General features: G+C 75.6%; 22 protein-coding genes. 15 read left to right on the top strand and 7 right to left on the bottom strand.

The window, feature by feature from the left end:
* Positions 1-5: 5 nt before the first annotated feature.
* The 10 genes from GA0070622_RS11290 to GA0070622_RS11245 all read left to right on the top strand — a co-directional run bounded on the left by GA0070622_RS11290 (position 6) and on the right by GA0070622_RS11245 (position 8,094).
* Positions 6-494, top strand: coding sequence for an FMN-binding protein (locus tag GA0070622_RS11290; RefSeq protein ID WP_091573256.1), 489 nt, complete (start codon positions 6-8; stop codon positions 492-494).
* Complete coding sequence (locus GA0070622_RS11285; protein WP_091573255.1) at positions 491-1,345, top strand: FAD:protein FMN transferase; 855 nt, start codon at positions 491-493, stop codon at positions 1,343-1,345. Before GA0070622_RS11290 ends, GA0070622_RS11285 begins: the two co-directional genes overlap by 4 nt.
* Before the next feature lie 41 nt (positions 1,346-1,386).
* On the top strand, positions 1,387-2,100 hold the full coding sequence (locus GA0070622_RS11280) for a TetR/AcrR family transcriptional regulator (RefSeq protein WP_245666185.1): 714 nt from the start codon (positions 1,387-1,389) through the stop codon (positions 2,098-2,100).
* Positions 2,101-2,137: 37 nt separating this feature from the next.
* On the top strand, positions 2,138-2,728 hold the full coding sequence (locus GA0070622_RS11275; RefSeq protein ID WP_091573254.1) for a DinB family protein: 591 nt from the start codon (positions 2,138-2,140) through the stop codon (positions 2,726-2,728).
* Positions 2,729-2,794: 66 nt separating this feature from the next.
* Positions 2,795-3,283 carry a YbaK/EbsC family protein gene (locus tag GA0070622_RS11270; RefSeq protein WP_091577184.1) on the top strand — a complete coding sequence of 163 codons (489 nt, stop codon included), beginning with the start codon at positions 2,795-2,797 and terminating at the stop codon, positions 3,281-3,283.
* Positions 3,280-4,011, top strand: coding sequence for a monooxygenase (locus GA0070622_RS11265; protein WP_091573253.1), 732 nt, complete (start codon positions 3,280-3,282; stop codon positions 4,009-4,011). The genes GA0070622_RS11270 and GA0070622_RS11265 overlap by 4 nt, the downstream gene beginning before the upstream one ends.
* The gene (locus GA0070622_RS11260; RefSeq protein WP_091573252.1) at positions 4,008-4,562 is read left to right on the top strand and encodes a GNAT family N-acetyltransferase; all 555 of its coding nucleotides are present in this window, start codon (positions 4,008-4,010) and stop codon (positions 4,560-4,562) included. Before GA0070622_RS11265 ends, GA0070622_RS11260 begins: the two co-directional genes overlap by 4 nt.
* 56 nt (positions 4,563-4,618) lie before the next feature.
* The gene (locus tag GA0070622_RS11255; RefSeq protein ID WP_091573251.1) at positions 4,619-5,470 is read left to right on the top strand and encodes a carotenoid biosynthesis protein; all 852 of its coding nucleotides are present in this window, start codon (positions 4,619-4,621) and stop codon (positions 5,468-5,470) included.
* A complete protein-coding gene (locus GA0070622_RS11250) occupies positions 5,467-6,594 on the top strand; it encodes a glycosyltransferase family 2 protein (protein ID WP_091577181.1) in 1,128 nt (375 codons plus the stop codon). The genes GA0070622_RS11255 and GA0070622_RS11250 overlap by 4 nt, the downstream gene beginning before the upstream one ends.
* 12 nt (positions 6,595-6,606) lie before the next feature.
* Positions 6,607-8,094 carry a phytoene desaturase family protein gene (locus tag GA0070622_RS11245; RefSeq protein ID WP_091573250.1) on the top strand — a complete coding sequence of 496 codons (1,488 nt, stop codon included), beginning with the start codon at positions 6,607-6,609 and terminating at the stop codon, positions 8,092-8,094.
* Positions 8,095-8,193: 99 nt separating this feature from the next.
* Here the strand turns inward: GA0070622_RS11245 and GA0070622_RS11240 are convergent, their stop codons facing one another.
* Positions 8,194-8,883 carry a CDP-alcohol phosphatidyltransferase family protein gene (locus GA0070622_RS11240; protein ID WP_091573249.1) on the bottom strand — a complete coding sequence of 230 codons (690 nt, stop codon included), beginning with the start codon at positions 8,881-8,883 and terminating at the stop codon, positions 8,194-8,196.
* 44 nt (positions 8,884-8,927) lie between these two features.
* A complete protein-coding gene (gene metF / locus GA0070622_RS11235) occupies positions 8,928-9,845 on the bottom strand; it encodes a methylenetetrahydrofolate reductase [NAD(P)H] (protein ID WP_091573248.1) in 918 nt (305 codons plus the stop codon).
* A 224-nt stretch (positions 9,846-10,069) separates the two neighbouring features.
* Here metF and GA0070622_RS11230 point away from each other — a divergent pair, with 224 nt between their 5' ends.
* Together GA0070622_RS11230 and GA0070622_RS11225 are read left to right on the top strand one after the other, a co-directional pair.
* Positions 10,070-11,530 (top strand): NsdA family TPR-like regulatory protein, encoded by a 1,461-nt coding sequence (locus tag GA0070622_RS11230; protein WP_245666184.1) that lies wholly within the window; start codon positions 10,070-10,072, stop codon positions 11,528-11,530.
* A 9-nt stretch (positions 11,531-11,539) separates the two neighbouring features.
* Complete coding sequence (locus GA0070622_RS11225; RefSeq protein ID WP_091573247.1) at positions 11,540-12,622, top strand: polyprenyl synthetase family protein; 1,083 nt, start codon at positions 11,540-11,542, stop codon at positions 12,620-12,622.
* 97 nt (positions 12,623-12,719) lie between these two features.
* Here the strand turns inward: GA0070622_RS11225 and GA0070622_RS11220 are convergent, their stop codons facing one another.
* Entirely contained in the window at positions 12,720-13,100 is a 381-nt protein-coding gene (locus GA0070622_RS11220; protein WP_091573246.1) for an Rv2175c family DNA-binding protein, read from the bottom strand.
* A gap of 144 nt (positions 13,101-13,244) precedes the next feature.
* On the opposite strand from GA0070622_RS11220, the gene pknB reads away from it, so the two are divergent.
* The gene (gene pknB / locus GA0070622_RS11215; RefSeq protein WP_091573245.1) at positions 13,245-15,227 is read left to right on the top strand and encodes a Stk1 family PASTA domain-containing Ser/Thr kinase; all 1,983 of its coding nucleotides are present in this window, start codon (positions 13,245-13,247) and stop codon (positions 15,225-15,227) included.
* Between the two features lie 80 nt (positions 15,228-15,307).
* Positions 15,308-16,177, top strand: a complete 870-nt coding sequence (locus GA0070622_RS11210; protein ID WP_176710446.1) for a deoxyribonuclease IV — start codon at positions 15,308-15,310, stop codon at positions 16,175-16,177.
* 50 nt (positions 16,178-16,227) lie between these two features.
* Here GA0070622_RS11210 and GA0070622_RS11205 read toward each other — a convergent pair whose 3' ends face one another.
* From GA0070622_RS11205 to GA0070622_RS11195, 3 genes are all read right to left on the bottom strand, one after another.
* Positions 16,228-17,247: a threonine aldolase family protein gene (locus GA0070622_RS11205; protein ID WP_091573244.1), complete on the bottom strand. Its 1,020-nt coding sequence runs from the start codon at positions 17,245-17,247 to the stop codon at positions 16,228-16,230.
* Between the two features lie 60 nt (positions 17,248-17,307).
* Positions 17,308-18,714 carry a class II 3-deoxy-7-phosphoheptulonate synthase gene (locus GA0070622_RS11200; RefSeq protein WP_091573243.1) on the bottom strand — a complete coding sequence of 469 codons (1,407 nt, stop codon included), beginning with the start codon at positions 18,712-18,714 and terminating at the stop codon, positions 17,308-17,310.
* A gap of 91 nt (positions 18,715-18,805) precedes the next feature.
* The gene (locus GA0070622_RS11195) at positions 18,806-19,291 is read right to left on the bottom strand and encodes a hypothetical protein (RefSeq protein ID WP_091573242.1); all 486 of its coding nucleotides are present in this window, start codon (positions 19,289-19,291) and stop codon (positions 18,806-18,808) included.
* A 209-nt stretch (positions 19,292-19,500) separates the two neighbouring features.
* Here GA0070622_RS11195 and GA0070622_RS11190 point away from each other — a divergent pair, with 209 nt between their 5' ends.
* The gene (locus GA0070622_RS11190) at positions 19,501-20,475 is read left to right on the top strand and encodes an AraC family transcriptional regulator (RefSeq protein ID WP_091573241.1); all 975 of its coding nucleotides are present in this window, start codon (positions 19,501-19,503) and stop codon (positions 20,473-20,475) included.
* Between the two features lie 96 nt (positions 20,476-20,571).
* Here GA0070622_RS11190 and GA0070622_RS11185 read toward each other — a convergent pair whose 3' ends face one another.
* Positions 20,572-22,194, bottom strand: coding sequence for a glycosyl hydrolase family 18 protein (locus GA0070622_RS11185; RefSeq protein ID WP_091573240.1), 1,623 nt, complete (start codon positions 22,192-22,194; stop codon positions 20,572-20,574).
* Between the last annotated feature and the right edge of the window lie 117 nt (positions 22,195-22,311).

The following is a 22,311-nucleotide window of genomic DNA, read 5'->3' as shown; positions in this document are numbered from 1 at the left end:
GATCCGTGCGACGGATCACCATCTGGTTGCTGTCCACCGTGGCCGCGCTGGTGCTGTTGTTCAGCTACCGGACCAGCACCATGGGGGCGGGCGGGGAGACGAGCGCGGTCGCCGGCGGCGACCCGGCCGGCGGCGCGTTCAGCGGCACGGACGGCGGCGCCACCGGCCCGGCCCCGTCCGACGGCGCCGCGACCGACGGCAGCGGCACGACCGGCAGCGGCACCGCCACCGGATCGGTGGCGCAGACCCGGTGGGGGCCGGTGCAGGTGCGGATCACCGTCTCCGGCGGGAAGATCACCGACGTGGCCGCCGTCCAGGTGCCCGACGGCAACCACCGGGACCAGGAGATCAACGACTACGCGGTGCCGATCCTGCGGCAGGAGGCCCTGGCGGCGCAGAGCGCGCGGATCGACACCGTCTCCGGGGCCACCGTCACCAGCGACGGCTACCGGGAGTCGCTCCAGTCCGCCATCGACGCGGCGCACCTGCGGTGACCACGCCGGCCGGGCCGGACCGGCGCGCCTGGGTGGAGCAGGTGATGGGGCTGCCGGTCAGCGTCCACCTGCGCGGTCCGGCGGTGCGCACCGAGGCGGTGGCGGAGCGGGTGGCCCGGGTCTTCGCCGAGCTGCGCCGGGCCGACGCGGTGTTCAGCACGTACCGGCCGGACAGCGAGCTGGGTCGCCTCGGCGGCGCGCCGCCCGACCCGGCCACCACCACGCACCCGCTGCTGCGCGAGGTGGCCGCGCTCTGCGAGACCGCCCGCGCGCGTACCGGCGGGTGGTTCGACGCCCGTCGCCTGCCGCTGCCCCTCGGCGGCGTGGGCTTCGACCCGTCCGGGCTGGTCAAGGGCTGGGCGGTGGCGCGCGCCGCGCGGCACCTGACCGACCTGGCGGGGCACGACCTGTGCCTCAACGCGGGCGGTGACGTGCTGCTGCGGGCCACGCCGGGCTGGCCGCCCTGGCGGGTCGGCGTCGAGGACCCCGACCGGCCGGACCGGATGCTCGACGTGGTCGAGCGGGCCGACGGCGCGGTGGCCACCTCGGGCACCGCCCGGCGCGGCACGCACATCACCGACCCCCGCGCCGGGCGACCGGCCGGGGCCGTCCGGTCGGTCACCGTGGTCGGCCCCGACCTGCTCTGGGCCGACGTGTACGCGACCGCGGCGGTCGCCCGCGGCCCGGACGCCCCGGACTGGCTGGCCACCCTGGACGGGTACGCCGCGCTGGTGGTGGACGTCGCCGGGCGGGTCCGGACCACGCCGGGCTGGCCCGGTTCCCGTTTCCCGGCCCGGTCCGGCGCGGGCCGGGCCGGGTCCGGAGCGCAGGTGGCCGTATCGTCGGCGTAGCGGGCGGACCGACGCCGCCCGGCGAGGTGGGAGGGCCATCCGTGCGGGCCGGCGAGGTCGACAAGAAACGGCTGTTCGAGCTGCTCTGGGGCGCGCCCGCCGGCCCTCGGCGGGGCCCCCGCCCCACCCTCTCGCCGGCCGCCGTGGCCCGCGCCGGCATCGCCGTCGCCGACGCGGACGGGCTGGACGGGCTCACCATGCAGCGGGTCGCCGAGTCGCTCGACGTCACCAAGATGGCGCTCTACCGCTACGTGCCCGGACGGGCCGAGCTGGTCGCGCTGATGCTGGACGCGGCGCTGGGCGAACCCCCGCCGGCACCGGCCGGGGCCGACTGGCGCGGTCAGCTCGACGACTGGACCCGGCGGCTGGTCGAGCGGTTCCGCCGGCACCCGTGGGCGCAGGCGGCGGCCGTGGGCGCCCGGCTGCCCGGACCGCACGAACTGTCCTGGGTGGAGCGGGTCGTCGCCGCGCTCGCCGGGACGGGGCTCACCGCGACCGAGCGGCTGGACGTGGCGACGCTGCTGGTCGGGCACGCCCGCAACCTGGCCGGCCTGCCGCCAGGGTCCGGCCGGGAGGCGGCGTTCGGCGCGCTGGTGCGGGGCCGCGGGGACCGCTACCCGGCGCTGGACGCCGCACTGCGCCCCGGCCCGGACGGCCCGGCCGACCACGACACCCTCGACTTCGGCCTGGCCCGCATCCTCGACGGCATCGCCGCGTTCATCGCCACCCGCGCCACCGGCGGCGACCCGCCGTGACCCCACCGGTTCGTCCGGCGGCGGCAGACTGACGCGCATGGCTGACAGGAACGACCCGAAGACGGCGCTGCGCCACTACCTCCAGGCGTGCCGCGACGACCTGATCTGGAAGCTCGACGGGTTGGGCGAACGCGACGCCCGGCTGCCCCGTACCCCGACCGGCACCAGCCTGCTGGGCATCATCAAGCACTGCCTCAACGTCGAGGCCGGCTACTTCGGGCCCACCTTCGGCCGCGAGTTCCCGACGCCCGAGGAACTGGTCTCCCTGGCCGCGCAGGAGAAGGACCCCCAGGCGGACTGGTACGCCCGGGAGGACGAGACGAAGGACGGGCTGATCGACCTCTACCGGCGCGTCGGGGCCTTCGCCGACGAGACGATCGCCGAGCTGCCGCTCGACGCCCCGGGACGGGTGCCGTGGTGGGGGCCGGACGCCCCGGACGTGACCCTGCACGAGATCGTCGTGCGCGTGGTCTACGACCTCGCCCGCCACGCGGGGCAGGCCGACATCCTGCGCGAACAGCACGACGGGGCGATCGGATGGCAGCAGGGGAACACCAGCCTCCCCCGGGACCACGACTGGCCCGCGTACGTCGCCAAGCTGACCGGGCTCGCCGACCGGTTCCGGTAGCCGGGCCGGCGGGACGCGGCGTGGGTGGCTGCGCGCCGGGCGGGCGCGGCGGGGAGAATGGCCGGCATGCAGCCACACCCGAACGTGCAGGCGGTGCAGCGGGCGCTCGACGACGCGGGAGCGCGGGACGGCTCCGGCGGTCCGAGCCGCGTCCGCCTGCTGCCGGAGGCGGTGCACACCGCCGCCGCGGCGGCCGACGCGCTCGGCGTCGCCGTCGGCGCCATCGCCAACTCGCTGATCTTCGACGCGGACGACGCGCCGCTGCTGGTGCTCACCTCCGGCGCGCACCGGGTCGACACCGCCGGGCTGGCCGCCACGCTGGGCGTGACCCACCTGCGCCGGGCCAGCCCCGACTTCGTCCGGCGGCACACCGGCCAGGTGATCGGCGGGGTCGCCCCGGTCGGCCACCCCGGACCGTTGCGCACCCTGGTCGACACGGCCCTGGCCGGATACGACGAGGTCTGGGCGGCCGGCGGCGTGCCCCAGGCGGTGTTCCCCACCACGTACGCGGAACTGCTGCGGATCACCGCCGGCACCCCGGCCGAGGTGGCGTGAACCCCGACCTCGTCACGCTGCACGTGTGGCGCGTCCCCCGCCGGTCCGTGCCCGGGGCGCTGGCCCGGATGGCCACCCACCCGGCCCGGTTGCGCCGGCTGCCCGGCGTCCGCTTCGCCAAGCTGCTCGGCACCGGGACCGGCACCGGCTTCGGGCCGGGCGACGCCGACCTGACCCGCTGGGCCGCGCTGGTGGTGTGGGACTCCCCCGCCGACGCGGCAGGCTTCGACTCCTCCCCGGTCGCCCGGTCCTGGGCCCGGATCGCGGGCGCCGCGGTGCGGGTGGAGCTGCGCCCGCTGACCAGCCGGGGCCAGTGGTCCGGCCGGGAGCCGTTCGGCGCGCCGGCCGGCGGCCGGGTCACCGGGCCGGTGCTGGCGCTGACCCGGGCCCGGCTGCGGGCCCGGCGGGCGGCCACGTTCTGGCGGGCGATCCCGCCGGTCGCCGGCGCGCTGCACGCCGCGCCGGGGCTGCTCGCCCGGTTCGGCGTGGGCGAGGCGCCGCTGGGCTGGCAGGGCACGGTGAGCGTGTGGCGCGACCCGGCGGACCTGGTCGCGTTCGCGTACCGTTCCCCCGAGCACCGCGCCGCGATCACCCGCACCCCCACCGAGGGCTGGTACGCGGAGGAACTGTTCGCGCGGTTCGCGGTGGGCGACGTGGTCGGCGACCGTGGGGTGCTCGGCTGGGTCGCCGCCGAGGGCGACCCCGACTCGGCGAGAGGGAACGCATGAGGCTGGTGCGGTGGACGCCGGACGACCTGGTCCGGCGTCTGGACGACGTGGTGGCCGTCTACGGCGAGGCGATGGGCTACCGTCCCGACCTGCTGGAGGCCCGGCGCGGCTACATCGCCACCCACGTCCGCCGGCCCGGCTTCCGCGCCGTCGCCAGCCTGACCACCGAGGGACACCTGGCCGGCTTCGGGTACGGCTACCTCGGCGCCAGCGGCCAGTGGTGGCACGACCAGGTGCTGCGGGCGTTGACCCCGCCGGCCCGGCAGCGCTGGCTGACCCATCCGTTCGAGGTGGTTGAGCTGCACGTCCGTCCACCCGCGCAGGGGCACGGCCTGGGCGCCCGCCAGCTGCGCGCGCTGCTCGCCATGGCCGAGGGCGACACCACGCTCCTCTCCACCCCCGAGGCCGACGAGCAGACGTCCCGGGCCTGGCGGCTCTACCGCCGGTTCGGCTTCACCGACGTCCTGCGGCACTTCCACTTCCCCGGTGACGAACGGCCGTTCGGCGTGCTCGGCCGGGACCTGCCACTCCCCCCGCCGGACCGGCCATGAGCGCGAGGAGTGAGCCGGGCCTGCGAGCCCCGCAGTCGCGAACGAAAGGCGGCACGGTGAGAGGCGTGCGGCTGCCCTGGGCGCTGCTGGCCGTCCTGGTCCTCGCCCAGATCTGCTACCCGCTCACCGGCGGCGCGACCCGGGCCGGGCTGACCGTGGCCACCGTGGTGCTCGGCTGGCTGCTCTCCGTCGGCCACGCGCTGCTCACCCGGGGCGTCCGGGCCGCGGCCGCGCTGGTCGCCGTCGCCACCGGCGGCGGGTTCGCCGTCGAGGCGCTCGGCGTGGCCACCGGGTTCCCGTTCGGCAGCTACGACTACTCCGGCGAGCTGGGCCCGAAGCTGGCCGGCGTGCCGCTGATCATCCCGCTGGCCTGGACCTGGATGGCCTGGCCGGCGTGGCTCACCGCGGTCCGGCTCACCCAGGCGTTAAAAGGGGGCCCTTCCTCTACCGGAGGCGTTAAGAAGGGGCCCCTCCTTGCACGGGTCGCGCTCGCGGCGGTGGGGCTGGCCGCGTGGGATCTGTTCCTCGACCCGCAGATGGTGGCCGAGGGCTACTGGACCTGGCTCGACGCCACCCCGGCGCTGCCCGGACTGCCCGGCATCCCGGTCAGCAACTACCTCGGCTGGCTGGGCTTCGCGGTCCTGTTGGCCGCCGCGCTGCGCCCGCTCGCCGGGCCGTCCGCCGACCGGGTCGACGGCCGGGACGCCCCGATGTTCGCGCTCTACCTCTGGACGTACGCCTCCAGCGTGCTGGCGCACGCGGTCTTCCTCCGGCTGCCCGCGTCCGCGCTCTGGGGCGCGGCCGGCATGGCGGTGGCCGCGGTGCCGCTGGCGGTGGCGCTGTGGCGGGGCCGCCGGGACCGGGCGACCGCGCCGGATCCCACGCCGCGCGTCGACGCGCCGGCATGACCGCCGCCCTCGCGTTGGTGGTGGCGGTCGCCGCGCTCACCGGGCACACGCTCGTCAACGCGCTCGCCTGGCTGCGTCGCCCGGGCGCCGCCCCGGTGGAGGTCGCCGAGGCGGTGGCGGTGCTGCTGCCGCTGCGCGACGAGGCCGACCGGGTCACCCCGTGCCTGCGCGCGCTGCTCGCCCAGCGCGGGGTGCCGGGGCTGCGGATCGTGGTGCTCGACGACGGCTCGACCGACGGCACCGCCGACGTGGTCCGCGCGGTGGCCGGCGCCGATCCCCGGGTGACGCTGCTCAGCGGCGTCGCCCCACCGCCCGGTTGGCTGGGCAAGCCGCATGCCTGCTGGCAGCTCGCCACCCGGGCCGACCCGGAGCCGACGGTGCTGGCGTTCGTCGACGCCGACGTGGTGCTCACCCCGTACGCGGTCGCGGCGGCGGTGGCCGAGCTGCGCGCGGCGGGCGCGACGCTGCTGTCGCCGTACCCCCGGATCGTGGTGCGGACCGCGGCCGACCGGCTGGTGCAGCCGCTGTTGCAGTGGTTGTGGCTGACGTTCCTGCCGCTGCGCGCGATGGAACGCTCGCGGCGGCCCTCGCTGGCCGCCGCGGGCGGACAGTTCCTGGTCGTGGACCGGGCCGGCTACCTGCGGGCCGGCGGGCACGCGGCGGTGGCCGACAAGGTGTTGGAGGACATCGAGCTGGCCCGGGCGGTGAAGCGGGCCGGCGGCCGGATCGCGCTGGCCGACGGCTCCCGGCTGGCCTCCTGCCGGATGTACGACGACTGGCCGCAGCTGCGCGACGGCTACACCAAGTCGCTCTGGGCGTCGTTCGGCCACCCGGCCGGCGCGGCCGCCGTGCTGATCCTGCTGCTCCTGCTCTACACGGCGCCGCCGCTGCTGGCCGTGTCGACGCTGGTGGCCGGCGCGCCGGCGGTGGCCGCGGTGGCGTTCCTGGCCTACCTGGGCGGCGTCGCGGGGCGCGTGGTCAGCGCCCGCGCCACCGGCGGCCGGGCCTGGCCCGACGCGCTGGCGCACCCCGTGTCGGTCGTGGTCCTCGGTTGGCTGACCGTCCGGTCGTACCATCTGCGGAAGCGACGCCGGCTCACCTGGCGGGGTCGCCCGGTCACCTAGGAGGGGCACGTCATGGCGCGCATCGTGGTCATCGGCGCCGGCGTGGGCGGCCTCGCCGCCGCCGCCCGGCTCGCGGTCACCGGGCACGAGGTCACCGTCCTCGAACGGGCCGGCACGGTCGGCGGCAAACTCGGCCGCCACACCCACCACACCCCGGAGGGGGCGTGGCGCTTCGACACCGGGCCGAGCCTGGTCACCCTGCCGCAGGTCTTCTCCGACCTGTTCGAGGCGACCGGCGCGAAGCTCGACGAATACCTCGATCTGGTCCCGCTGGACCCGATCGTGCGGCACGTCTTCCCGGGCGGCGGTCCCACGCTGGACTCCTGCGCCGACCCGGACGAGTTCGCCGCCCGCGTCGGCGCCGCGTTCGGCGACCGGTCCGCCGCCGACTGGCAGCGGCTGTGGCGCCGGGCCGACCGGGTGTGGGCGGCCTCGCACCGGGACATCCTGCGCCGCACCGTCGACTCCCCGCGCGACCTGGCCGCGCTGGCCTGGCGGCTGGGCGACCTCGCCGCCATCGGCCCCGGCCGCACGCTGCGCGGCCTGGGCCGCCGGTACCTGTCCGACCCGCGACTGCGGATGCTGCTCGACCGCTACGCCACCTACACCGGCGCCGACCCGCGCCGCGCACCCGCCGCGCTGGTCGCCGTCCCCTACGCGGAGCTGGCCTACGGCGGCTGGTACCTGCGCGGCGGGCTGGGCACGCTCGCCGACGCGCTGCTGTCGCGCTGCCTGGACCTGGGCGTGGTGGTGCGCACCGACACGGCGGTCACCCGGATCGACGCCGCCGGCGGCCGGGTGCACGGGGTACGCGTCGCCGGGTCGGCCGCCCCCGTTCCGGCCGACGTGGTGGTGGCGAACGTGGACGCGCTCACCGTCTACCGGGACCTGCTGCCCGACCCGCGCCGGCTGGCCGCACTCACCGACCGCAGCCTGGCCGGCTTCGTGCTGCTGCTCGGCGTCCGCGGCGACTCCGGGCTGGCCCACCACACCGTCTTCTTCCCCGGCGACTACGACGCCGAGTTCGACGCCGTCTTCGGCGACCCCGGTCGCGGGGTGCGGGCCCGCCCGGCGCCCGACCCGACCGTCTTCGTCACCGCCGCCGACGACCCGACGGTCCGGCCGGACGGCCACGAGGCGTGGTTCGTGCTGGTCAACGCGCCCCGGCACGGCACCGCCGCCGGGGCGGTGGACTGGCGGCGGCCCGGGCTGGCCGAGGCGTACGCGGACCGGATCCTCGACGTGCTCGCCGAACGCGGCGTGGACGTGCGGGACCGGCTGGTGTTCCGGGAGATCCGCACCCCGGCCGACCTGGACGCGGCCACCGGCGCGCCGGGCGGGGCGATCTACGGCACCGCGGGCGGCCTGCTGCGCCCGGCCAACCGGGGTCCGGCGGCCGGGCTGTGGCTGGTCGGCGGCTCCAGCCACCCGGGGGGCGGGCTGCCCATGGTGACGTTGTCCGCGGAGATCGTCGCCGACGCGGTCGGGCCGGCCTGGTGAGGGTGTAAGGAAGGGCCCCTTCTTAACGCCTCGGGTAGAGGAGGGGCCCCCTGTTAACGCCCACCCCAGGCGACGCGCCCACTGGGCCCGCGCGGCCGGTCAGCCGGCGTCGGCCAGGGCGCGACGCACGGCGGCGAGCAACTGGCCGAGGCCGAATCCGGCGAGCAGCACCCACACCGTGGTCGCCATGGTGATGGTGCCGGCGGTCAGGTCGGCGTCGATCAGCCCGGTGAGCCCGGCGACCAGCAGGCCGACCAGGGCCACACAGACCCGCGTGGGCCGCTCCCCCACGGTCACCGCGCCGATCTCCCGCATCCCGGCGGACACGGCCCGGGCCCGCACGTACTCGTGCAGCCAGGACAGTCCGCCGGCCGCCGCGACCAGCGCGCCGGGCGCGCCGAGCAGCCAGAACGCGATCAGCCAGGCCACCTCGCCGAGGCGGTCGGCGACCGAGTCGTAGACGTAGCCCAGCCGGGTGGTCCGGTTGGTGGCCACCGCCACCGCGCCGTCGACGCTGTCCGCCACCGCGGCGAGCAGCACGAACAGCGAACCCAGGAACGGTCCGTCGCCGACCCGGCCCACCAGCAGGGGTACGCAGAAGCAGAGCAGCACGCCGAACACGGTCACCGCGGTCGGGCCGACCCGCAGCCGGCCCAGCACGTAGCCCACGTGGTAGGCGAAGCGCAGCCAGGCGCGCACCACCGGCGCCGCGGTCCGGGGATCGAACCCGCCGTGCAGCCGCGCCCACGCGGTCGCGTACTGGTCCCAGTTCAGCTGTGTGCCCACCACGGATCAACCGTAGAAGGGCGGCTCGGGTGTCGTCCGGCGGGTGGTCACACCCGGGCGTCGGCACGCAGCCGCTGCCAGACCTCGCGGGTGGCGGTCGACCGGTTGAGGGTGATGAAGTGGATCCCCGGCACGCCCTCGTCCAGCAGCCGGGCGCACATCTCGCCGGCCTGCTCGACGCCGAGCCGGTGGACCGCCGCGGGGTCGTCGGCCACCCGCTCGAACCGTTCGGCCAGCGCCCGGGGGAACGGCGCCCCGGAGAGCTGCACGGACCGCTCGATGGTGCCGATCTGGGTCACCGGCATCACGCCGGCGAGGATCGGGGTGTCGCAGCCGGCGGCGGCGACCCGGTCGCGCAGCCGCAGGTAGTCGTCGGCGTCGAAGAACATCTGGGTGACGGCGAACTCGGCGCCGGCCCGGCACTTGCGGACGAAGTGCGCGGTGTCGCTGGCCACGTCCGGCGAGCGCGGGTGCTTGTACGGGAAGGCGGCCACCCCGACGCTGAAGTCGCCGCTGTCGCGGACCAGCCGGACCAGATCCTCGGCGTAGTGGACGCCCTCGGGGTGCGGGACCCACTCGCCACCCGGGTCGCCGGGCGGGTCGCCCCGGACGGCCAGCACGTTGCGCACCCCGACCGAGGCCAGCCGCCCGATGACGTGTCGCAACTCGGCGACCGAGTGGTTGACCGCGGTGAGGTGCGCCATCGGCAGCAGCGTGGTCTCGGTGGCGATCCGCTCGGTCACCGCGACCGTGGTGTCCCGGGTCGAGCCGCCCGCGCCGTAGGTGATCGAGACGAACGACGGGCGCAACGACTCCAACTCGCGGATGGCCTGCCAGAGCAGCTTCTCGCCGGCCGGCGTCTTCGGCGGGAAGAACTCGAAGGAGAAGGTCGGCCGGCCGTCACGGATCAGTTCCCCGATCGCCGGCTGGGAGTTGGGGAGGACCGAGGGAAGACCGAGCGCCACGGACCGACTCTAGCCGGACCGGGCGGGCGCGCCGAGGATGTTCCCAGCCCGCGAGCAGGCACCGCCGGAGCGTCGTACCCCGGGGGTAGAAACGACGGCAGCGCGGTGGGGCGGCCGGTGGCCGGCCCGGGGGCCCGCGTCGGGGGTCGCCACGACGGTGACGCGCCGGTCCGGCACGACCGGTGTCGGTGTCGCCGTCCCGCGCCGTCGCCCCGGAGGACCCGATGATCCCGTCTTCGCCGTCCGGCCCCCGCCTGCTCGGGCCGCTCCTGGTCGAGCTGCGCTCCGCCCGCGGCTGGAGTCAGCAGCGGGTCGCCGCCGAGCTCTGCGCCGCCTCCGGCGTGCCCACCCTGACCCGCCACGAGGTGTCCCGGTGGGAACGCCAGGTCCGCCTTCCCGGTGACTTCTGGTCCGCGTGGCTGGCCACCGTCCTCGGGGTGCCCGGCGAGCTGATCGCCGAGGCCGCCGCGCGCAGCCGCCGCCTCGGCGTGGCGCCGGCGGCGGTCGACCCGGCCGGGTCGCGTGCCCGGTTCGCGTTGCTCACCCTGGCGCACCGCTGGGCCGCCGACCCGACCGGCGGCACGTCGGCCGGGTCGCTCGGCGACGCGCTGCTCCGCGCCGACCCGGTGGCCGGCGTCTCCCCGACCGCGCCCGAGGGTCCGGACGCGCCGCCGGGCGGCGCCCGTCCCCGCGCCGCTCCGGACGCCCCACCGGACGGGGTCGGGCTGGCCGCGCTGCGGCGCTGGGACGACCTGCTCGGCGGGGGTGACCTCGCCGTGCTCGGCGCCCGCCGGCTGCGCCGCGCCGCACGGGGCTACCGGCTCGCCGGGCCCGCCGGCCGCCGCCGGCTGCTGCCGGTCCTGGCCGAGTCGGCCCAGCTGGCCGGATGGCTGGCCGCCGACGCCGGTGACCCGGCCGCGGGTCTGGTGGCCTACCGGCTGGCGCTGCGCGCCGCCCTGGCCGCCGGGGACCGGCCGCTCGCCGCGTACGTGCTCGGGTCCGCCAGCCACCTGCTGGCCGACGCCGGCGATCCGGCCGGCGCGCTCACGTTGGCCCGGATCGGGTACGCCGCCAGCCGCGCCACCGCCTCAGCGGGCCTGCGGGCACTGCTGCTGCACCGGGTCGCGCTCGCGGCGGCGCTCGCCGGCCGGCACCGCGCCGCCGACCGGGCGCTCGCCGGCGCGGCCGGGGCCGGTACGCCGGAGCCGGGGCGGGAACCGCCCTGGCTCTACTGGCTCGACGAGGCCGAGTTGGCGGCGATGACCGGGCGGACCCTGGTCGCGGCGGGCCGTCCGGCGCGCGCCGTCCCGTTGCTGGCCCGGGCGGCGACGGTCCCGGGCCGGCCGCGCCGGGCCGCCGTCTACGGCGGCTGGCTGGCCCGGGCGCACCTGCGACTCGGTGAGGTGCCCGAGGCGTGCGAGGTGGCCTCGGCGGCGCTGCTCGACGCCGTCCGCTCCGGCTCGCACCGGGCCGTCGGCCAGCTCACCGAGTTCCGCCGCGCCCTGGCCGCCCGCCCGTCCGAACCGGCCGCCCGGCGCTACGCGGGGCTGACCGCGTCCGCCCGTCCCTACCTCCCCGGGCCGGTCCCTGGCTGGTCCGGGGAGGCGCGGGCGCGACGGGCGCACCCGACGCGTCGCGCGGCACGCCGGGGTGGGGGCGCGCCACGACGGGTCGGGAGCGACTAGCGTCGGGGCGTGACCCACGCTGCTCCCGTCTCCCCGGTCGACCGCGCCGGCCTGCGCCAGCGGATCGACAAGGCGCTCACCGAGTTCCTCTCCGGCCAGCGTGGCTGGCTGACCGCCGTCGACGACGGCCTGCTGCCGGTCGCCGAGGCGATCGAGGCGTTCGTGCTGGGCGGCGGGAAGCGACTGCGCCCGGCCTTCGGCTACTGGGGCTATCGGGGCGCCGGCGGGGTCGACTCCGACCAGATCGTGGCCGCCCTGGCCGCGCTGGAGTTCGTGCAGGCCAGCGCCCTGATCCACGATGATCTGATGGACCGTTCCGACACCCGCCGGGGTGAGCCGGCGGTGCACCGGCGGTTCGCCGCGCGCCACCGGGCGGCCGGCTGGGGCGGCGACGCCGACTCGTTCGGCGACGCCGCGGCGATCCTGCTGGGCGACCTCTGCCTGGTCTGGTCCGACGAGCTGCTGCACTCGGCCGGCCTGGCGCCGACGACGGTGGCGCGGGCCCGGCCGGTCTTCGACGAGATGCGCACCGAGGTGACCGTCGGGCAGTACCTGGACGTGCTGACCCAGGCCACCGGCGACACGTCGCTGGAACGGGCCGGCAAGGTGGCCCGGTACAAGTCGGCGAAGTACACGGTCGAGCGCCCGTTGCTGCTGGGCGCCGCGCTGGCCGGCGCGCCGGCCGAGGTGCACGCTGCCTATTCGGCGTACGGGCTGCCGCTGGGCGAGGCGTTCCAGCTCCGCGACGACGTGCTGGGTGTCTTCGGCGACCCGGAGCGCACCGGCAAGCCGGCCGGCGACGACCTGCGTGAGGGCAAGCGGACCTATCTGGTGGCGGCGGCGCTGGAGACGCTCGACCCGACCGGCCGGGAGCTGCTCCTGAGCGGTCTGGGCGCGCCGGATCTGGACGCCGCCGGGGTGGCCCGGCTGCGCGAGCTGATCACGTCGAGCGGCGCGCTGGCGCGCACCGAGCGCCGGATCGCCGGCCTCACCGAGGGTGCCCTGGCCGCGCTCACCACCGTCGACCTCGACACCGAGGCCCGCCAGGCCCTGGTCGACCTGGCCATGGCCGCCACCCGCCGCACCGACTGACCCCACCCCCACCCCGTCGATCATGAAGTTGACGGCGGAGTTGATCTCCGATCGTGCCGCCAACCTCATGATCGACGGGCGGGAACCGGGGGTCGGGTCAGAAGGCGACGGCCTGGGCGCGGCGCTTGACCTCGCGGGCCAGGTCGCCGCCGAGCGCGACGGCCGGCGTGCCGGGCAGGGACGGGTCCTCCCGGTAGAGCCAGCGCAACGCCTCCTCGTCGTCGTAGCCGGCGTCGGCGAGCAGGTTGAGCACGCCGGGCAGGTGCTTGAGCACGGTGCGGTTGGCCACCAGGTCGGCGGGGATCCGGCGGACACCGTCACGGCGGATCGCGAGCAGCTCGCGGTCCCGGATCATCTGGTGCACCTTGCTGATCGACAGGTCGAGGCGCTCGGCCACGTCCGGCAGCGTCAGCCAGCCGGCGGGGTCGGTGGGTCCGGGCAGGTCGGCGCCCGTCTCGGTGGGTACGGAATCGGTCACCCGACCACCCTGCCACGTGCCCGCCCCACCGGCTGCACGGCACCCCGGACCCGGGGGGCGGCAGCGCGGCGGTCCCCCCTCGTCCGAACCCGGCGGTAGCATCCTGTTCAACCTTCACCGTCCCGACACATAGACTGCCTGCCGATGGACACACAGGTCGCCGACACGTTGCTGGGCTCGCTGATCGACGGGCGCTACCGCATTCGCGGTCGCGTGGCTCGTGGCGGCATGGCGACCGTGTACACCGCCACCGACGAGCGCCTGGAGCGCACCGTGGCGGTCAAGATCATTCACCCGACCCAGGCGCCGCAGGCGCGGGCCCGGATGGCCGGCTTCGTCGAGCGCTTCACCGACGAGGCCAAGACCATCGCCCGGCTCACCCACCCCAACGTCGTCGCGGTCTACGACCAGGGGATCCACGCCGGCCTGCCCTACCTGGTGATGGAGTACGTCCGCGGCCGGACCCTGCGCGACGTGCTCGCCGAGCGGCGCCGGCTCGCCCCCGACGAGGCGCTCGCGATCGCCGAGCAGATGCTCGCCGCGATCGCCGCCGCGCACCGCGCCGGCCTCGTGCACCGCGACGTCAAGCCGGAGAACGTGCTGGTCGCCGAGGCGCCCACCGGCGGCAGCGGCAACCTGGTCGACGGCGTGGTCAAGGTGGCCGACTTCGGGCTGGCCCGGGCTGTCGAGGCGAGCGCCGAGGAGGAGAACGGCAACCAGCTCATGGCGACCGTCGCCTACGTGGCGCCGGAGCTGGTCACCCAGGGGCACGCGGACCCGCGCACCGACGTCTACTCCGCCGGCATCGTGCTGTTCGAGATGCTCACCGGCCGGGTTCCCTACGACGGCGACCGGCCGGTCGAGGTCGCCTGGCAGCACGTCGACCGCGACGTGCCGGCCCCGTCGACCCTGGTCCCGGCGCTGCCGCCGGTCCTGGACGCGCTGGTCGCCCGGGCCACCCGCCGCGACCCGGCCGCCCGCCCGGCCGACGCCGGCGCGCTGCTGACCGAGGTGCAGGCGGCTCGCGACGAACTGGGCAACCCGCACGCGCACACCGCGGTGCTGCGCCGGGTGAGCGACGACACGGCGGTGCTGAGCCAGCCGACCCAGGTGGTGGCCGCGGTCCGGCCCGCCGAGCGTCCCCCGTGGGCCCGGCTGCCCGAGAGCGGCGGGCAGCGACCGCACCGGCGTCGGGCCGACGAGCCGGAGGGGCTGGGCGCACGGCTGTCCGCCCTGCGTACCCGGGTCATGGGCTCGCCGCGCGGCCGCCTCGCCGTCGCCGCGGCGGTCGTGGTGCTCGGCCTGGTGGCGGCGATCGGCGGCTGGTGGTTCGGGGTCGGCCGTTACACGGTCGCGCCGCAGATGGTGAGCCTGACCAAGGCCGAGGCGGAGGCGCAGGCCCAGCGCGGTGGTTTCACGCTGCGCTACGCCGACCCCCGCCACGACGAGAAGGTGCCGAAGGACACCGTGCTCGGGCAGGCGCCGGCGTCGGCCACCCGGATCGTCAAGGGCGGCACGATCACGCTGACCCTGTCGCTCGGCCCGGAGCGGCTGCCGGTGCCGGACGTGGTGGGCAAGGACTTCGAGCTGGCCCAGGCCGAGCTGACCGGCCTCAAGCTGGTGCCGGCCAAGGGCTCCTCCCGCTACGACGACGTGCTGCCGGCCGGCGTGGTGCTGGCCACCGACCCGAAGGTCGGCACGGTGGTCAAGCCCGGGTCGAAGGTGACGCTGATCCTCAGCAAGGGCCGCGCCCCGGTGAGCGTGCCGAACCTGGTCGGCAAGAACGTCAACGAGGCGCGGACGATCCTCGGGCAGCTCGGGCTGACCCCGGAGGAGAACTACAAGGACTCCGACAAGCCGAAGGACGAGATCCTCGGTCAGAGCCCGGCCGACGGCACCGGCGTGGAGAAGGGCGCCAAGGTCAAGCTGGAGATCAGCAAGGGCCCGGCGCAGGTCGCCGTCCCGCGGGTGATCGACATGCCCTGCCAGCAGGCCAAGCAGACGCTGGAGAGCCAGGGCTTCCCGGTCAACATCCAGCTCAACCCGAACGGCGTGGCCCGGTTGCAGAACCCGGCCGAGAACACGCCGGTGCCGCCGGGCACGACGGTCACGGTGACCTGCCTGTGAGCGCGAGGAGCGAGCCGGTCCTGCGAGCCCCGCAGTCGCGAACGAAGACCGGCCCTGTGAGCGCGAGGAGTGAGCGCACGGTGAACGCGACGGGCGGACGCCGGCGGGTGGGGTCGCACACGCCCACCTCCGGCGGCCTGGCCCGGGCGGCGCTGCCGTACGCCGAGGCGGCCGCCTCGGAGGTGGTGCAGGTCTACGTCTCCAACTCGCGCGGCTGGGCGCTGCCGGCGGGCGACCCGGCGCAGGACGCGCTGTTCCGGGACGGCTGCGGCGAACGCGGGCTGCCCGTGTTCGTCCACGCCTCGCTGCTGGTCAACCTCGGCTCCCCCACCCCGGCCACGGTCACCCGGTCGGCGGAGACGCTGGCCCACGCGCTGCGGCGGGGTCGCGCGATCGGCGCCGAGGGGGTGGTGTTCCACGCCGGTAGCGCGGTCGACGCCGGGCACGCGGAGGCGGCCCTGCGGCAGGTCCGGGAGTCGCTGCTCCCGCTGCTGGACGAGACGGCGGCGGTCGGCGGGCCGATGCTGCTGGTCGAGCCGAGCGCCGGGGGCGGCCGGTCACTGGCCTCGCGGGTCGAGCACCTGGGCCCCTACCTCGACGCGGTGGACCGGCACCCGATGCTGGGCGTCTGCTTCGACACCTGTCACGCGTGGGCGGCCGGGCACGACCTGGCCGCCGAGGGCGGCATGACCGCAACGCTGGACACGCTGGTCGCTACCGTCGGCGCGGACCGGCTGCGGCTGGTGCACGCCAACGACTCGAAGGACCTGTGCGGCTCCACCCGGGACCGGCACGAGAACATCGGCAAGGGCAGCATCGGCGAGCCGGCGTTCGCCGAGCTGATGGGCCACCCGGCGACCGCGGGCGTACCGGTGCTGGTGGAGACGCCGACGGAGAAGCACGTCGGACACGCCGCCGACATCGCCACCCTCAGGCGCCTCCACCCCTGACCGGCCGGGCGGGACCGCCCAGCTTCGTGATCAGGAAGGCCGCGCCGGGGTCAGGCGCGGAGGATGGTGGCGAGGGTCTCGGCGGCGCGGTCCACCTGCGCGTCGGTGACGTCCAGGTGGGTGACCAGCCGGGCCGTACGCGGGCCGAGCACCGAGATCAGCAGGCCCTCCGCCCGCGCGGCCGCCGCCAGGGCGGGCGCGTCGAGCGGATGCTTGGTCAGGTCGAGCGGCACGATGTTGGTGCGCACCGCGGTCGCGAGCACGCCGTGCGGCGCGACCGCCTCGGCCAGCCGGGCGGCCTTGGCGTGGTCGTCGGCGAGCCGCTCGACGTGGTGCGCCAACGCGTAGCGGCCCGCGGCGGCGAGGATGCCGACCTGCCGCATGCCGCCGCCCATCCGCTTGCGCAGGAACCGGGCCCGGGTGATCTTCTCCGCGCTGCCCACGACCAGCGAGCCGATCGGCGCGCCGAGGCCCTTGGACAGGCAGACCGAGAGGGTGTCGAACAGCGCGCCGTACTCCGCCAGCGGCACCCCGTCGGCGACGTGCGCGTGCCAGATCCGGGCGCCGTCGCAGTGCAGGGCGAGCCCGTGCCCGTCGGCGACCTCCCGCAGCCGGCGCAGCGTCGGCAGCGGGATCACCCCGCCGCCACCCCGGTTGTGCGTCTGCTCCACCGCGATCGCCCGGGTGGGCACCGCGAAGTAGCCGTCCGGCCGGACCATCCCGGCGACCACGTCCGGGTCGATCTCCGCGCCGACCGCCGGCCAGGTCCGCGACGAGATTCCGGCGTACGCGGCCGCGGCCCCGATCTCGTACGTGACCACGTGCGCGTCGGCGTCGCAGAGCAGCTCGTCGCCGGGCGGGACGTGGAGCTGGAGGGCGATCTGGTTGGCCATCGAGCCGGACGGGGCGAACAGCGCGGCCTCGTGCCCGAACCGGGCGGCCACCTCGGCCTCGAGGGCGGCGACGGTGGGGTCCTCCCCGTAGACGTCGTCACCCACCTCGGCGGTGGCCATCGCCTCCCGCATCCCCGGCGTCGGCCGGGTCACGGTGTCCGACCGAAGATCGATCACATTATCCACGGTGCCTCCTTTCGGCTGCCGACTGCGGGGCTCGCAAGCTCACTCCTCGCGTCAGCCACGGAGCATCTCCGCAACCAGGAAGGCCAGCTCCAGCGACTGCTGGGTGTTCAGTCGCGGGTCGCAGGCGGTCTCGTACCGGTCGGGCAGGTCGAGGTCCTCGATGCCCTGGGCGCCGCCGAGGCACTCGGTGACGTCCTCGCCGGTCAGCTCGACGTGCAGGCCGCCCGGGTGGGTGTCCAGGCCGCGGTGCACCTCGAAGTAGCCGAGCACCTCGTCGACGATCCGGTCGAAGTGCCGGGTCTTGTAGCCGTTGGAGGACTCGTGGGTGTTGCCGTGCATCGGGTCGCACTGCCAGACGACCTTGGCCCCGGCGGCGGTCACCTTGGCGACGATCGGGGGCAGCGCGTCGCGCACCCGGTGGTTGCCCATCCGGCTGATCAGCGTGAGCCGGCCGGGGATGTTGTCCGGGTTGAGCTTCTCGCAGAGCTCGATCGCCTCGTCCGGCGTCGTGGTCGGGCCGAGCTTGACCCCGATCGGGTTGGCGATCCGGGAGATGAAGTCGATGTGCGCGCCGTCGATCTGGCGGGTCCGCTCGCCGATCCAGAGGAAGTGCCCGGACAGGCCGTACGCCTTGCGGTTGGAGATCCGGGTCAGCGCCCGGTCGTACTCCAGGGCCAGGGCCTCGTGCGAGCAGTAGAGCGTGACCGTGCGCAGCGCCTCGTCGTCGGTCATCCCACAGGCGCGGATGAAGGCGAGCGCCCGGTCGATCTCCCGGGCGATGGCCTCGTAGCGCTCCCCGGCCGGCGACTGCCGCACGAAGTCCTTGTTCCAGTCGTGCACCGCGTGCAGGTCGGCGAGCCCGCCGGCCAGGTACGCCCGGAGCATGTTCATCGCGGCGGCCGAGTTCGCGTACGCCCGGATCATGCGCTGCGGGTCGGCGACCCGCGCCTCCGGCGTGGCCTCCAGCGAGTTGATCATGTCGCCGCGGTAGGCCGGCAGCCCGCGCGCGTCGGTGGGCAGCGACCGGGGCTTGGTGTACTGCCCGGCGACCCGGGCCACCTTGACCACCGGCAGCGACGCGCCGTAGGTGAGCACGATCGCCATCTGCAGCAGGGTGCGGGCGTTGGCCAGCAGGTGGCTCTCGGTGTTGTCGGCGAAGGTCTCCGCGCAGTCGCCGCCCTGGAGCAGGAACGCCTTGCCCTCGCAGACCAGGGCCAGCCGCTGCCGCAGCTGGTCGACCTCGTAGGGCGCGACCACCGACGGCACCGTGTCCAGCACCGTGCAGACCTCGGCGACCTGGTCCTGGTCGGCCCAGGGCGGGGTCTGCGCGCGTGGCAGCTCCCGCCATCGGTCCAGGCCGAGGGCAGCGTCCTCGGCGGAGTCGGCGGTCGGGCGGCTGGTCTGCAGACCGGGGCTGCCCACGGCGGGGTGACTCAGCTGATGCCACTCATGGCGCATGAAGGAAAGCGTACGGCGACCGTCGAGGCCGCCCACCGCCGAGGGGGACGGTTCCGGTGGTTGGGAGATCAGCGCCACACCGGCGCCCGGGTCAGGGCGAGACGGTCGGCTGGGCGGTCCGGCCGCCCGGCGTCTCGCCGGAGATGCACCAGTCGGCGCCGGTGCGGGTGACCGTGAACAGCAGCGCGCGGGTCGCGGTGCGGGACCCGGCGGCCACCGTGACCGTGGCGCTGACCTCCTGGCCGTGCGGCCCGGACCGGACGTCGGTGATGGTGGCCTGCGGCACCGTGAAATGGTCGGCGAAGTCGCCGTTCGGGCCGGTGGCCCCGGCGTCGAACGCGGCCTGCATCGGCGCGCAGAGCTGGCTGCGGCCGGCGGCGGCGTCGCGGGCGGCCAGCGCGTCCAGGTATGCCTGTACCCGCTCCCGGCTCTTGGCGGCCGCCTCCTGCGCCGGCGCCTGCTGCGCCGCGGGAGTGGCTCCCCCGGGGGCCCCGTCGTCGCCGCAGGCGGTCAGGGCGACCGGCAGGAGCGCGAGCAGGACGGTGGCGGTCGCCGCCCTCCGGTGCTGCTGACCCATCGGTTCCTCCCATCGGGGCATCGTGGCTGCCCGGCCACCGAGTCTGACACACCGACCGGCGCCCCGGCCGACGCCGTCCCGCGCCCTCGTCCCGATCGCCCGGCCCGGCACGTACCTCGATCCGCGGCAGCCGCCGGGGGTCGATAGTCTCGGGTCGCGGGACGGTACCGGACCGCGCCATCCCCCGGAGGTGACGGACCATCCTCGCCGTGACATCCGTCGACACCGCGCGGCTGCCCCCGGCCGAGCGCTTCGACTTCTGGCAGGATCTCGTCGCCCGGCAGTCGTCGACGGCCACCATCCGCAGCGCGCACGCGGACGACTTCACCGCCTCGGCCCGGGTGGTCGATCTCGGCACGATCCGCCTCGGCGTCTGGCGTTACCCGTCGTTGGAGTTCACCCGCCCGGCCCACCTGATCGACAGCGGCGACCCGGAGCTGTACCAGCTCGCCCTGCCGCTGTCCGGGCGTGGGGTGATGACCCAGCAGCGCCACGAGACGCCGCTGGACCCGTCCGCGTTCGCCCTGGTCGACACCGTCCGGCCGCACGGCTCCCGACTGCGACCGGACGGCGCGACGCCGGGAGCGGTGGAGACGTTGACGGCCCTGGTGCCGCACCGGGCGTTGCCGTTGGCCCCGCACCGACTGGCGGCGCTGTTCGCCACCGGCATCCCGGCCCGCACCGGGATGGGCGCGCTGCTCGCCGCGTTCCTGCGGCGGATCGCGGCGCACCCGGAGCAGTACGCGCCGGCCGACGCCCCGCACCTCGACCGGGTCGCCCTGGACCTGATCGCCGGCACCCTGGCGGGGCTGCTGGACGTCGAGCGGGAACTGCCGGTCGACGTCCGGGCCACCGGGCTCCGGGCCCGGGTGACGGCATTCGTCCGGCGGCACCTGACCGACCCGGACCTCTCCCCGGCCGCCGTCGCGGCGGCGCACCACCTGTCGGTGCGGTCGCTGCACCGGCTCTTCGAGGGCACCGGTACGACGGTCGGCGAGCTGATCCGGACCGGCCGGCTGGAGCGGGCGGCGCGGGACCTGGCCGACCCGAGGCTGCGGGGGCTGAGCGTCGCGCAGATCGGCGCCCGGTGCGGGTTCGCGCACCCGGCGCACTTCAGCCGCGCGTTCCGGGCCGCCTACGGGTCGTCGCCCCGGGAGCACCGGGAACGGGCCGTGCGGGGCTGACCACGCGGGCGGGGAGGGGCCGGTGCGGCCCCTCCCCGCCGGGTGGGTGGTGCGTCGGCCCTCGACTCAGCCGAGGGTTGGTGCGTCGGCCTCGGCTCAGCCGAGACCGCCCTTGATGGCGCTGATCAACTCACCGTTGCTCGTGTCTCCGGAGAGTTCCCAGAAGAACGCGCCACCGAGGCCCTGGGTGTTGGCGTAGCTCATCTTCCCGCCGATGGTCGCCGGGGTGTCGTAGCTCCACCAGTTGCTGCCGCACTTGGCGTACGCCGTGCCACCGACCGTGGCCGTGGCCGGGCAGGTGTTCTTGAGGACCTTGTAGTCCTCGATGCCGGCCTCGTAGGTGCCGGGCGCCGCGCCGGTGGCGCTGCCGCCGGGTGCGGTCTGGGTCACGCCGGTCCAGCCCCGGCCGTAGAAGCCGACGCCGAGCAGCAGCTTGTTGGCCGGCACGCCCTTGGACTTGAGCTTCTGGATCGCCGCGTCCGACCAGAAGCCCTGCTGCGGGATCCCGCTGTACGAGTAGAGCGGGGAGTGCGGGGCGGTCGGCCCCTGGGCGTTGAACGCGCCGAAGTAGTCGTACGTCATCGGCATCAGCCAGTTGAGGTTCGCCGCGGCGCCGGCGTAGTCGGTGGCGTCGATCTTGCCCCCGTTGCTGCCGTCGGCGGTGATCGCCGCGGTGACCAGGGCCGAGGAGCCGAACTTGCTCCGCAGCGCGGCGATCACGTTCTTGAACGCGTTCGGGCCGCTGCTGTCACAGCTGAGACCGCAGGCGTTCGGGTACTCCCAGTCGATGTCGATGCCGTCGAAGACGTCCGCCCAGCGCGGGTCCTCGACCATGTTGTAGCAGCTCTCGGCGAACGCGGCCGGGTTCTGCGCGGCCTGGGTGAAGCCGCCCGACCAGGTCCAGCCGCCGATCGAGTAGATGACCTTGAGGTGCGGGTACATCTTCTTCAGCTTGCGCAGCTGGTTGAAGCTGCCGCGCAGCGGCTGGTCCCAGGTGTCGGCGACGCCGTCGACGCTGTCCGCCGCGGTGTACGCCTTGTCGTAGTCGGCGTAGCTGTCACCGATGCTGCACCGCCCGCCGGTGGTGTTGCCGAAGGCGTACAGGATGTGGGTCAGCTTCGCGGCCGAGCCGCTGGTGTGGATGTTCTTGACGTGGTAGTTGCGGCCGTAGACGCCCCACTCGGCGAAGTAGCCGACCACCTTCTTGCCGCCGGTGGGCGGCGTGGTGGTGGGCGGCGTGGTGGTCGGCGGCGTGGTCGTCGGCGGCGTGGTGGTGGGCGGCGTCGTCGTCGGCGGGGTCGTGGTCGGCGGGGTGCCGCCACCGGCGCAGGATCCACCGTTGACGGTGCAGTTCAGCGGCCCCTGGTAGGCGCCGCTGCCGTTGTAGCCCCAGCTGAAGCTGGCGCCCGGGGCCAGCGTCCCGGCCCAGCTCTTGTTGACCGCGACGTAGTGGTTGCCGCTGCGGGTCACGTCGGCGTCCCAGGAGCTGCTGATCGCGGTCCCGGAGGGCAGGTCGAACTCGATGCGCCAGCCGTTCACGCTGGCGCCGGTGCCGTTGGTGACGGTCACCCGCGTCTCGTGACCGGTCCCCCAGTCCTGCACCTTGGTGAACGTTGCGGTGACGCTGCCGGCGGCCGACGCGGTGGTCATGGGCACCGCGGCGACCGCGAGCGCGACCACGGCGCCGGCCCACAGGGCCCGGCGGAGCGATCTCTTCATACGGCGTCTCCCCAATAGTTAGGAAACTTTCCAAATTGATTGCTGAGACGCTACTCACGCCGTCATCACTTCGTCAAGATGTAGATGCGTCTATTTCACGGGTGGCGCGGGACGATC

The sequence above is a fragment of the Micromonospora sediminicola genome, from assembly GCF_900089585.1.
GTDB lineage: Bacteria > Actinomycetota > Actinomycetes > Mycobacteriales > Micromonosporaceae > Micromonospora > Micromonospora sediminicola.
This window is presented reverse-complemented; position numbering and strand designations above follow the sequence as displayed.